Annotated in this window: 11 protein-coding genes and 2 pseudogenes; 11 read left to right on the forward strand and 2 right to left on the reverse strand. The window is 30.4% G+C overall.

Features of this window, described 5'->3' with window-relative positions:
* The 6 genes from DW911_RS08980 to phoU form a co-directional block, all read left to right on the forward strand.
* The coding region (locus tag DW911_RS08980; RefSeq protein WP_147365877.1) for a sulfite exporter TauE/SafE family protein at positions 1-492 on the forward strand (492 nt) is incomplete at its 5' end.
* A gap of 129 nt (positions 493-621) precedes the next feature.
* On the forward strand, positions 622-1,461 hold the full coding sequence (locus tag DW911_RS08985; protein WP_118433497.1) for a phosphate ABC transporter substrate-binding protein: 840 nt from the start codon (positions 622-624) through the stop codon (positions 1,459-1,461).
* A 14-nt stretch (positions 1,462-1,475) separates the two neighbouring features.
* Positions 1,476-2,408: a phosphate ABC transporter permease subunit PstC gene (gene pstC, locus DW911_RS08990; protein ID WP_118433495.1), complete on the forward strand. Its 933-nt coding sequence runs from the start codon at positions 1,476-1,478 to the stop codon at positions 2,406-2,408.
* Complete coding sequence (gene pstA, locus DW911_RS08995; protein WP_118433493.1) at positions 2,401-3,270, forward strand: phosphate ABC transporter permease PstA; 870 nt, start codon at positions 2,401-2,403, stop codon at positions 3,268-3,270. The genes pstC and pstA overlap by 8 nt, the downstream gene beginning before the upstream one ends.
* Positions 3,271-3,272: 2 nt before the next feature.
* Positions 3,273-4,028, forward strand: coding sequence for a phosphate ABC transporter ATP-binding protein PstB (gene pstB / locus DW911_RS09000; RefSeq protein WP_118607725.1), 756 nt, complete (start codon positions 3,273-3,275; stop codon positions 4,026-4,028).
* 11 nt (positions 4,029-4,039) lie between these two features.
* Positions 4,040-4,699 carry a phosphate signaling complex protein PhoU gene (gene phoU, locus DW911_RS09005; protein WP_118607726.1) on the forward strand — a complete coding sequence of 220 codons (660 nt, stop codon included), beginning with the start codon at positions 4,040-4,042 and terminating at the stop codon, positions 4,697-4,699.
* Between the two features lie 213 nt (positions 4,700-4,912).
* Here the strand turns inward: phoU and DW911_RS11365 are convergent.
* Positions 4,913-5,353 (reverse strand): annotated as a pseudogene (locus tag DW911_RS11365) (transposase); the annotation flags it as partial.
* Between DW911_RS11365 and DW911_RS09015 the strand changes: the two are divergent.
* Positions 5,345-5,467, forward strand: a pseudogene (locus DW911_RS09015) (IS3 family transposase); the annotation flags it as partial. The pseudogenes DW911_RS11365 and DW911_RS09015 overlap by 9 nt on opposite strands.
* 260 nt (positions 5,468-5,727) lie before the next feature.
* Here DW911_RS09015 and DW911_RS09020 read toward each other — a convergent pair.
* Positions 5,728-7,653: a BglG family transcription antiterminator gene (locus DW911_RS09020; protein ID WP_118433487.1), complete on the reverse strand. Its 1,926-nt coding sequence runs from the start codon at positions 7,651-7,653 to the stop codon at positions 5,728-5,730.
* Between the two features lie 207 nt (positions 7,654-7,860).
* Between DW911_RS09020 and DW911_RS09025 the strand changes: the two genes are divergently transcribed.
* The 4 genes from DW911_RS09025 (at position 7,861) to mngB (ending at position 12,591) form a co-directional block, all read left to right on the forward strand.
* Positions 7,861-8,310, forward strand: a complete 450-nt coding sequence (locus DW911_RS09025) for a PTS sugar transporter subunit IIA (RefSeq protein ID WP_118607727.1) — start codon at positions 7,861-7,863, stop codon at positions 8,308-8,310.
* On the forward strand, positions 8,311-8,628 hold the full coding sequence (locus DW911_RS09030) for a PTS fructose transporter subunit IIB (protein WP_118433483.1): 318 nt from the start codon (positions 8,311-8,313) through the stop codon (positions 8,626-8,628). It begins immediately after the preceding gene.
* Between the two features lie 97 nt (positions 8,629-8,725).
* Positions 8,726-9,826 (forward strand): PTS fructose transporter subunit IIC, encoded by a 1,101-nt coding sequence (locus DW911_RS09035; RefSeq protein ID WP_118433481.1) that lies wholly within the window; start codon positions 8,726-8,728, stop codon positions 9,824-9,826.
* Positions 9,827-9,873: 47 nt separating this feature from the next.
* Positions 9,874-12,591 (forward strand): mannosylglycerate hydrolase, encoded by a 2,718-nt coding sequence (gene mngB, locus DW911_RS09040; protein ID WP_118433479.1) that lies wholly within the window; start codon positions 9,874-9,876, stop codon positions 12,589-12,591.
* The last annotated feature ends 177 nt before the right edge of the window (positions 12,592-12,768 follow it).

Below are 12,768 nucleotides of genomic sequence, written 5' to 3' on the forward strand. Positions count from 1 at the left end.
AAATTGTCTTATTGGCCGAAACAATCTCAACCACAAGTTATTTTAAATTACCTATTTTTAAAGAAAGCATTAGGCGTATTTTTAATATTCCTTGCTGTTTATTATCTTTTTATTCAAAGAGATAATAAACAGATAAAAATGAATATATATTTAAGTATTTTATGTATTGTTATTTCTGCCATTTGTGATGGTTTGTTTGGTATTGGTGGTCCTTTAATGGTTTTATATTTTATGAATAAAACGAAAGGACAAAAGGAATATTTAGGGTGTATTCAATTATTCTTTTTAATTAATAATGTTTATAATACAGGCTTTAGAGTATTTAAGGGCATTTTAACAGTTCATCAGTTTACATTTATTTTGGTTGGTGCCATAGGTATTATGATAGGTACAATTATTGCTAGAAAAGTAATTGATTATATAGATGAAAAGAATGTAAAGAAAATCATATATGTTGTTATTGGTATCAGTGGTATCATGAATTTATTGTAAGTGTAACGAAAGTTACACTTTTTTCACTTTACATAATCTTAACATAAACCATACGCTTCTTTGATTTTCGTAAAGGGAGAAAACGAATATGATGTAGTTGTCTTAAGAAAACAAAGGAAGGGAAACAGAATGAAAAAGAAAGTATTAGGATTTTTAATGGTTTTAACATTATGTCTAGGTTTAACTGGATGTGGAAGTACTGGATCAAGTGATAGTGCTTCAAGTGCTGTAAGTGGAAAGGTAAGTTTAAACGGATCAACTTCAATGGAAAAATTCGTTAATGCCTTATCAGAAGGAATTAAAGAAGAATATCCAAACTTACAATTAGAAGCACAATTTACAGGATCAGGAGCTGGGTTAGAAGCTTTAGCATCAGGAACTACTGATATCGGAGATTCTTCTCGTGCATTAACTGATGAAGAAAAAGCAAATGGCTTAGAAGAAAACGTTGTTGCTATTGATGGTATTGCAATGATTACTAACAAATCAAATAAAGTAACAAACTTAACTCAAGATCAATTATCTAAAATCTACACAGGTCAAATTACTAACTGGAAAGAACTTGGTGGACAAGATGAAGCCATCGTTGTTATTGGACGTGAAGCTGGTTCAGGAACTCGTGGAGCATTTGAAGAATTATTAAAAATCGAAGATCAATGTAAATATGCTCAAGAATTAAATGAAACTGGTGCAGTCTTAGCTAAAGTTGCTAAAACTTCAGGAGCAATTGGTTATGTATCATTAGATGTATTAGATGACACAGTTACAGCAATGAAATTAGATGGTGTAAAACCTAGTGAAAAAACTGTTAAAGATGGAAGCTATACTTTACAAAGACCATTCGTCATGGCAACTAAAGGTAAAATTAGTAAACAATCTAAACAAGTTAAAGCAGTATTCGATTTCGTAAAAAGTGATGCTGGTAAAAAGATTATTAAAAAAGTAGGATTAGTAACACCAAATAAATAAAGAAGGGATTTATTATGGAAAAACAGATATTATCAGTAATGAACCATAAGAAAACAAAATCTCTTGTAGAAAAAACAGCCGCGATGATATTTCGTGGCTGTGCCATTGTTTCTGTAATTGCTGTTATTTCAATTACAGGATATATGATTATATCGGGGACACCCGCTATTTTTAAAGAAGGAATTACAGGAATTTTGTTTTCTACAACATGGGCACCAACAGCGGCGCATCCTCATTTTGGGATTGCCTATATTATTTTGACATCAATAGTCGGTGTATTTTTGGCTATTGTCATTGGGGTTCCTATTGGCTTATTTACAGCTATTAATTTAGCTGAAATAGCACCGGAAAAAATAAGAAAAGTATTAAAATCAGCAATTGAATTATTAGCTGGAATACCTTCTGTTGTTTATGGATTATTAGGAATTTTAATTGTTAATCCAATGATGTATAAATTAGAATTACTTATCTATAAAGGATCTAAAACTCACCAATTTACAGGAGGGGCTAACTTATTATCTGCTATTATTGTTTTAGCAATTATGATTTTACCTACCCTTATTAATATTTCAGAAACAGCATTAAAAGCCGTTCCTGATGATTATCGTAAAAGTTCTTTAGCTCTTGGAGCAAGTAAGATTCAAACAATCTTTAAAGTCGTTGTACCTAGTGCTAAATCAGGTATTATGTCAGCAATTGTTTTAGGAGTCGGAAGGGCAATTGGTGAAGCAATGGCTATTTTACTTGTAGCCGGAAATGCAGTTTCTTTACCATATCCATTCCATTCTGTTCGTTTTTTAACTACAGCGATTGTATCAGAAATGGGATATGCAAGTGGACTTCATCGACAAGTTTTATTTACGATAGGTTTAGTTTTATTTATCTTTATTATGATTATTAATTTAGTTTTAACTTATATTTTGAAACGAGGTGATCAAGATGAATAGTACGACAATTCTTGAAAAAAAGAATCGTTTAAGCGATAAAGTATTATATGCATTGATTCAACTCAGTTCGTTTCTTGCTATCTTTATATTATTCATTATTATTGGTTATATTTTATATCGTGGTGTACCGGCATTTAACTTTTCATATTTAGTTAATACTACAAGTATTATTAATGATACAGTAGGGATTCTTCCTAATATTATTAATACAGTTTATATTGTTATTGTGACTTTACTTGTAGCCTGTCCTATTGGTATTGGTGGTGCTATTTATTTAAATGAATACACCAAAAATAAAAAATTTGTTAATATCATTTCCTTTACTACAGAGGTTTTAGCGGGAATCCCGTCTATTATCTATGGTTTATTTGGAATGTTGTTTTTCGGATCATTTTGTGGATTTGGATTTTCGATACTAACAGGATCTCTTACACTAGCGATTATGATTTTACCAATTATTTCTCGTAATACGCAAACAGCGTTAGAATGTGTTCCTAAAAGCTATCGTGAGGCAGCACTTGGAATTGGTGCAACAAAGTGGTATATGATTCGTACGGTTTTATTACCTGGTGCGATTCCTGGTATTCTTACAGGGGTTATTCTTGCTATGGGGCGTATCGTTGCTGAATCGGCAGCTTTACTCTTTACAGCAGGATCTGTTTCACTACTACCAAAAAATATTTTTAGTCACTTACTTAGCAGTGGGGGTACCCTTACTATTCAATTATACTTAGAAATGGCTAAAGGAAATTATGAAGTATCTTTTGTTATTGCTTTAGTATTAGTGGTTATTGTATTAGGTTTGAATATGCTAGCTAAATGGATTAGTCGTAAATTCGATGTAAATGAAGGGAATAGATAAATATGGAAAATAAAATACAAGCGAGAAATCTAAACTTATATTATGGTGAAAAACATGCTTTAAAAGATGTAAATTTAGATATTAAAGAAAATAAGATTACAGCTTTTATCGGTCCATCAGGTTGTGGTAAATCAACATTTTTAAAAACATTAAATCGTATGAATGATTATGTAGATAATGTTAAAATTGATGGTACTGTTACATTAGATGATGAAAATATTTATGATAGTCGTGTAGATACAACATTATTAAGAAAAAAAGTAGGAATGGTCTTTCAACAACCCAATCCTTTTCCTATGTCTATTTATGATAATGTTGCTTATGGACCACGTATTCATGGAATAAAAAATAAAAAAGAATTAGACCGTATTGTTGAAGATAGTTTAAAAGCAGCTGCTTTATATGATGAGGTCTCAGATCGTCTTCATTCAAGTGCATTAGGTTTATCTGGTGGACAACAACAACGTTTATGTATCGCCAGAGCATTGGCAGTAGAACCTGAAGTAATTTTACTTGATGAACCAACAAGTGCCTTAGATCCTATTTCTACATTAAAAATAGAAGAACTTTTATCTAAATTAAAAGAAAAATATACGATTGCGATTGTAACGCATAATATGCAACAAGCAAGTCGTATTGCTGATTATACTGCCTTTTTCCTAGTAGGAGAAATGGTAGAATATGGTAAGACTGAAGATGTCTTTGGAATGCCAAAAGATAAAAGAACAGAAGATTATATTACTGGTCGTTTTGGATAGGGGGAAGAATCATGCTTAGAAGTCAATTTGATCAAGAATTAAATAGAATGCATGTTGATTTAGATAGAATGTGTCATTTAGTTGTATGTGCTATTGAAAATTGTGTTACAGCATTCAAAGAACAAGATTATGAACTAGCAAAAGATATTATTCGTGGTGATAAACAAATTAATGATGTAGAAAGATCAATTGAAGCAGAATGTTTATCATTGATTTTAAAACAACAACCAGTTGCATCTGATTTAAGAGATGTATCAACAGCTTTAAAAGTGGTTACTGATTTAGAAAGAATTGGTGATCAAAGTGCTGATATTGCGGAACTTATATTAGAAATGCAAGAGGTGGATAGTTTCTTAATGATAGGTCATATTCAAGAAATGGCTAAAGTTGCAACAAAGATGGTTAAGGAATCTTTAGATGCTTTCCATCATCATGATTTAAAACATGCTTTAAAAGTAAAAGATATGGATCAAGAAATGGATCGTTTATTTGAAAAAGTAAGAGCAGATATTGTTCAAATGATTAAAGAATCGAAAGATAAAGGAGATCTTACGATTAACTTCTTAATGATAGGTAAATACTTTGAACGTATTGGTGATCATGTTGTTAATATATGTGAATGGATTGAATTTAATCAAACAGGTAAACTTAATAATCAAAGACTTATTTAGAAAATAAAAAAAAGAACGGCTTTGTCAAGAAAAGTGTGTAAGTAATTTTAAAATTACTAAAAAATAGGTTATTTAAGTTTGTGATTATTTCTTTTAATGTCACTAAAAAAACTTGTATTTAATAAGCAGTAGTGTTAAAACATATCTTTAATACTGCTGCTTTTTGAGTATGTAAAAGGTTATGCAATATACGTATAATTGCATCTTTTTTTGTTAAGATTGGCTAATTAAATATTGATTGATTCTAGTTGTAAAATGATCATCTATCATCAATTGATTTAATACCATTGACCAATTCCTAGTATGTCCATTTTCCCATTTGTTTTCGAATTCTTTAATTCTTAGATATAATAGTTTAAACAATGCATTTTCATTAGGAAATGTTCCTTTTTTAGTAAGCTTTCAAAAACGAGAATTAACTGATTCAATTACGTTAGTCGTATACATGATTTTTCTAACATCACTTCCATAGTTAAAAAGCTGTTCAACATGTATGAAATTTCGTTTCCAAACATCTACGGCACCTGGGTATTGAGCCTATTCTTTTTGAAATGTTTCAAAAGACGTTTTTGCAATTTTTATATTAGTAGCACCATAAATTCGTTTTAAAGATTGTGTGAATTTCTTATAATCTTTACTTGGTACATATTTAATGATTTTGAAGAATTAGAAAGAGAATTGTTTGATTATGTAAATTGGTATAATAATATTAGAATTCATAGTTCACTAGGACATAAGACAACTGTTGAGTATCGTACGTTCTCATAGATAGTGTCCAAAAAAGTGTTGACAATCCAACCATTCACCTTCGTTTTTTGTTTTACTGGAAAAAAAGGGAGAATATATTCTCATATTCTCCCTTTTCAATGTTATTTTATCACGTTATTAATTAGAAAAAATTTGCTCTTCAGTGCTGTATCATTATTATCTTTGATAAAATATATTTTTTCATGATATCATCATTTATTTATTTCTGACTCTATTTTATTGCCAAATTTTGGAGTTCACAACATATCGTTAACCTGTTTTTAATCAATATTTTGAGAAAGAATCTCTATAAATTGTTGATAGTTTTGACAATGAGTAATGGATTGTTGGAGTTTATTATTGTTGACTATTTCAATAAAGACATCATATAAATGCTCAATATCATTTTGCTCACCTTGTTTAATTGCAATTAAGAAAACAATTTGTACGGTATCATTCTCATCCCATAATAGTGGGTCATCCAACAAGGCAACGGCAACTTTTGTTTCATTAGCACAAACTTCCATTGGATGAGGAAGTGCGAAAAAATCGGACATATTTGTTTTGGCTAGTGTTTCTCTTTTTATAACACTTTCATAATAATTTTTATTGACAATATGGTTTTCTTCTAGTTTTTCACATAACATACGAATCAAATGATTTTTATCTTTAACACTTTTTAATTTGATGAAAAGTGATTCATCAAAGAATTGACTTGTTTTCTGTGTTTTATCAATAGACATATTTGATAAAAAATGTGAAATGGATTCAATATCATCATTTGTAAGTGAGAAATCTACCACAATTGCAGGGATATATGGACTTTCAATAGGAATTGTAGAAATCACAAAATCAACATTTTTTAATTCTCTTTCAGTATATGATATAAATTCTTTATATGAAGCTTTTCTAACAATGGTTATCTTATCATTAAAGTAAGCGTTTAATCTTGCTTCTAGCATACGTGTTGTTGCTTGTCCAGAACCGCAAACTAAAATTGTACTCTTACGTTGAATTTGTCCGGAAAAGCATCTTTCAATAGCAGCACCAATATGCAAGGAAACATAACCGACCTCATCTTCATTCAATGTATAAGGTGGAGAGGAAAACACTTTGGATGTTGATGTTAAAGTGATATCAAAAGCAAGTGGGAAATTCGCTTTGATTGTATTTAATAAAGGATTTCTTTTATTAATAGAAAACGTTTTATTTGTGAGTATCGATTGGAAGTGATAAAATAAATCATTGACTAAAATTTCATCGTTTCTTAAATCAAAACTGTAATCAAAATAAACAATATTTAAAAGATGTTTGACTTTACTTCTAATATCATCAACATTAAGTGAGGACACTTCATAATCTGTATTTGCAACTAAGTGTAAATAAAAATATTGTTTTTCACCATTGCTAATTGTAATGTGAAAATAATCTTCAAATTGTTTGCAGATATTCTCAACGATATATGATGTTTTTTTTGGAATTTTTAATTGATTGTTTGTATGAATATAACAATCATTTTGAATACGCGAAATCATTAATGCAGAATGAATAATTAAATTTTTTAAACTGAAATCAGTTGTTTTTATATTTTGAGCATCTAAAGAATGAATAATTACTTTTTGAATATACTCTAAATCAATCCCTTTAAATATAGCACGTTCTTCATGAGAAAATCCAACAACATAGTTCTCAAAATCATGGGCAAATACTTGATCAATTAAACATTTCCTTTTGTCATCTTCATTTCCAATAACCTTTACACCATAGTTAACTTTGGTAATATATTCTAAATTATAAGTAGAAATTGTTTGTTTAATTTGCTTGATATAATTTTGAATTGTGTTTTTACTAATATAAATATCTTGTGATAACTCTTCTAGTGTGATGTAATCATTACGATAAAGTAATGTCTTTAAAATATACTTGATACGATCACTTGGTGTATCAAGTGTTGATTTTTTTTGTGAATCAAGTTGCACTAAAAATTCTTCATAAAGTTCTTGATTACTGATTTCTAGATAATATCCATATTTTCTTTTAAGATTGATTTGAAGTTGAAAAGGTTCTAATATATCGTTAATCACTTGAATATCGCCTCTAATTGTTCTTTCAGTAATATTTAATTGTGAAGCCAATAATTGGGCTTTGGTAAATTCATGATTCTTTATATAATAAAAAATTTCATTTAAACGATTATATGGAAACAGTGAAAAAACCTCCTTTCATATCCCTATTCAATATAGTAATAGGATTTTAAAAAAATCGCAAATATTTGGATGTATCGACAATTTCCACTTTTATGTGGAAATGATGAAAGAGTTTTCATAGAATTTCCATTTGAAACTGGAAATTCATTTGGTTGAGCCCTTATTCCGTTTCGTGTAAACTATAAGCTGTAGTCAGGGGGTGACGAAATGTTAGATGAAAAAAATATTTATTTAGACGTTGAAGCAAACACAAAAGAAGAATTAATTTCATTTATTTGTGATCATGCATATGAACAAAGAATTACTCGTGATAGAGATGGTTTATATCAAGATTTCTTAAATCGTGAAGAGGAATTCCCAACAGGATTACAGGATGGATTTGCAATTCCTCATGCTCGTAGTGAGAGAGTTGACCAAATTGCTATTATGTATTTAAGAGTGAAAAATGGTATCGAGTGGGGAACTTTAGACGACCAAGTAGTTCGTTATATTTTTGCATTATTGGTTCCTGCTCATCATGAGGGAAATGTGCATTTACAAATGATATCTAAGTTAGCTACTTGTTTATTAGAAGATGATTTTAAAGATATGGTGAAATTATCAGAAGATAAAACAGAGTTAAAAAAATATATTATCAAAAATATGGAGGAAGATTAAATGAAAATTGTCGGTATTTCTGCTTGCCCAGCAGGGTTGGCTCATACACCAATGGCTGCAAAAGCTTTAGAAAAAGCTGGTGCAAAATTAGGTTATGATTTAAAAATGGAACAACAAGGAAGTATGGGACAAGTCAATGCAATTACTGATGAAGAAGCAAAAACTGCTGATTTTGTGATTATTGCATCTGATCAAAAAATTGTTGGTATGGAACGTTTTGATGGTAAACCTGTTATTCGTGTAGATATTACAACTTGTATCAAAGCACCTGAAGCAGTGATTAAAAAATGCATTCAAGCTGTTGCAAACAAAAAATAAAAAAGTAACAAGCAATTGGCGTGCATTGTTACTTATAGACTATAATGAAGTCCACGCTCTCATTATAGCGCAAATTTATAAATAAGGAGAGGAAAAAATGAAAAAATTTTTAAAAGAAGCTAAAGGCCATTTGATGACTGGTATAGGTTATATGCTTCCACTTATCATTGGAGCATCATTAGTTGTTGCAATTCCTAAATTAATAGGAGTTTCAATGGGGATTAACAGTTTAGATCCTTATGCAGAAAAAGAAGGATTTTTACATGTATTATATTTATTAGAACAAGTTGGGTGGACAGGTATTGGTTTAGTCAATACAGTTCTTGCAGGATTTATTGCATATAGTATTGCTGATAAACCAGCAATTGGTGCAGGTTTAATTGGTGGTGCTTTAGCAAGTAATACAAAAGCAGGTTTTTTAGGTGCAGTTATTGCTGCATTTATTGCAGGATATTCAGTAAGATGGGCTAAAAAACACATTCATTTACCTGAATCTATGCAACAAATGATGCCACTTGTTATTTGTCCGTTTATTGCAACTGGATTAGTGGCTGTTATTATGGGGGTTATTTTGGCAACTCCACTCGCTGCTATTAATGATGCATTAGTATCTTGGTTAAGAGATATGTGCCAAAGTGGAACAAGTCAATTAGTGATGTCGTTAATTTTAGGAGCTATGATCGCTTCAGATATGGGTGGACCTATCAATAAATCAGCATGGATGGCAGGTAATGTTTTATTAACTGAAGGTATTTATCAACCTAATGTTTACATCAACTGTGCAATTTGTATTCCACCACTAGCATATGCTATTGCAACTGTTATTAAGAAAAATAGATTCTCATCAAGTTTCCAAGAAGCAGGAAAAGGTAACTGGGTTATGGGATTCATCGGTATTACTGAAGGAGCTATTCCTTTCACATTAGTCAAACCAGCTATTTTAATTCCAATCAATATGATTGGTGGAGCAATTGGCGCTGGATTATGTAGCATCTTAGGTGCTCAAGCAAATATTCCGCCTGTTGGAGGAATGTATGGGTTCATTTCGATTACAAATGGTTGGGCATATTTGGTTGGTATTATCGTAGGTGCTTTATTTATTGCGATTGTATCAACTATGCTTGTTGACTTCAATGATGAATCTGATTCTAGTGAAGAAGATATTGATATTGATGATATTGAAATTACAATTGAATAAAGAAAATGGGAAGATGCATATCTTCCTATTATTTTAGGAGGTTAGAAATGAAAAGAAAAATTCATGTTGTACCACATAGTCATTGGGATCGTGAGTGGTATTTTACAACATCTCGTTCTAAAGTTTATTTGATGAAAGATTTAAAAGATGTTTTAGATACATTAGAATCAAATGAAGATTTTAAATACTATATGGTCGATGCGCAAGGCTCTTTATTAGATGATTATTTAAAATGGATGCCGCAAGATAAAGAGCGTATTGAACAATTAGTCAAAGCAAAAAAATTAATCATTGGTCCATGGTATACACAAAGTGATCAACTTGTGATTTCTGGAGAAAGTATTGTTAGAAATATGTATTATGGAATGAAAACATGTGAAGCTCTTGGTGGATATATGAATGTCGGATATGTACCTGATTCATTTGGACAAGCTGGAAACATGCCACAAATCTATCGTCAATTTGGTATTAGTGATACATTATTCTGGCGAGGTGTCAGTGACGATATGGTAAACCATACTGATTTTAATTGGCGTGGAGATGATGGTAGCGTTGTATTTGCTACACAAATTCCTTTTGGTTACTACATTGGTGGAAATATTCCTGAAGGTGAAGGAAAAGAAGAATTTTGGCAAAAAGAATGCTTTGAAAAGGCAGGTGGTCGTTCTTCAACACGTCATATCTATTTCCCTAATGGGTTTGACCAGGCACCAATTCGTAAAAATTTACCAGATATTATTAAAGAACGTAATGAAAAAGATCCAGATAATGAATATGTCATTAGCTGTATTGAAGACTATATTAAAGATGTGAAAAGTGAAAACCCAAAATTAGAAGAAGTACAAGGAGAACTTGTTATTGCAAAACACATGCGTATTCATAAATCTATTTTCTCATCTCGTTCTGATTTAAAAGTGATGAATACACAAGTTCAAAATTATGTTGTAAATATCTTAGAACCATTACTAACAATGTCTTATCAATTAGGAAATGATTATCCTCATGAAGCTGTGAAAGAAATTTGGAAATTATTATTTGAAAATGCAGCACATGATTCTATCGGTTCTTGTATTAGTGATACAGCAAACCAAGATGTGCTTATCCGTTATAAACAAGCAAGAGATATTGCTGTTAACTTAGTTGAACTTCATTCGCGTTTAATCGCAACGCATATTCAAAGTGATGCCAAAATGAGCATTACATTATTCAATACCTTACCTGTACAAAGAAATGATGTTGTGATATTGAAAGTTTATTTACCAAAAGAATCATTTGCTCTTGTAGACAGTCAAGGCAATGTGATTGATTATACAATTGTGAGTGAAAGAGACTTAACAGATTATGTCAAGTCACAAACAATCAAATTAAATCCGTCAAAGAAAATTTATACTCCTGAAAATATTGTCGAAGCAGTGATTGCAATTGATGCAAAAGATGTGCCAGCAATGGGATATGTTCAATATCAATTAGACTTAACAAAAGATTCAAAATTGACAATAGAAAAGAAAAATACATTAGAAAATGAGTATTATCATATAGAAATTGCTGACAATGGATCACTTACAATTTTAGATAAAGAAAATCATTATACTTATCATAATCAAGCAGTTCTTGTTGAAAATGGCGATGATGGGGATAGCTTTAACTATTCTCCACCAAGAAAAGATATGGAAGTTTATTCAACTAATTCTTCTTTCTCTTATGAAGTGATTGGTTCTGATATTTATCAAGAAGCATTGATTCATTTTGATATGAAAGTTCCTGCAAGCTTAGATGAACGTGCTCAAAAGAAAACTTCAGTGATATTACCTGTAAATTTAAAAGTAGGATTAAGAAAAGGTAGCAAGGTTATTGATTTCAATGTTCATGTAGATAATAAAGGTTTATCACATAGATTATGTGTGCTATTTGATAGTGAACTTGTGACTGAATTTAACTATGCTGATCAACAATTCGGTTCTATTAAGCGTCCAAACATTTATAAAAAAGATATGAAATTATATTTAGCCGATTTAGGTAAAAAAGATGGAATCAAAGATAATAAAGAGATTGAACTTGCAAACTGGGCAAATGACCAATCAAGTTGGCAAGAACCTCCAATTGCCATTGAACCAACACAAAGCTATGTTTCATTAACTGATGGAACCAGAGGCATGGCTTTATATCCTCAAGGTGTAAGAGAATATGAAGTGATTGGTGAAAAAGGAAATCAAATTCGTTTAACTTTATATAGAACATATGGATTTATGGGTAAAGAAAATTTACTTTATCGTCCAGGTCGTGCTTCAGGGGAAAGAATTATTGAAACACCTGATGCACAATTACTAAAAGAAATGAATTTTGATTTTGGTATAAGCACTTATACAGGAAATATAAACGAAGCAGATATTGATTTACTTGCAAGACGTTATAATAATCATATTGATGGTTATGTTTATTCATCGTTCTTAAATGGAAGATTGATTTTCAGCCAACAAGAAGTTGAAGGAACTTTACCACAATCTTATTCGATGTTTAAAACAAATAGTCAATTGGTTGTCAGTGCAATTAAGAAAGCTGAAGATGGTGAAGGATATATTATTCGTCTATTTAATGGTAAGAATCATGAAAATAGAAATGAAACTTTAACATTCAATTTCGATATTCGGGAAGCTTATTATACAAATTTAAAAGAAGAAAAAGGTGAAGCTTTAAAGATTGAAAACAATTCAATCACAACAAAGACTCTATCTCATTGTCAATTTATCACATTATATGTGAAATAATATAGAGGAGCTTAGCAAAATGTTTTAAAGTTTAATATTTTGTTAGCTCTATTTTAATTGTTAACGTTCACCAAAAATGAAGAAAGGTTCTATTAATGGAGAGTGTAAAATAAACTCAATTTAAGATAAGTTTTTAAATGAAAACTCATTAATACTTTACGTAATCTTAACAATGCT

This window comes from Erysipelatoclostridium sp. AM42-17, from assembly GCF_003480255.1.
Lineage (GTDB): Bacteria > Bacillota_I > Bacilli_A > Erysipelotrichales > Coprobacillaceae > Faecalibacillus.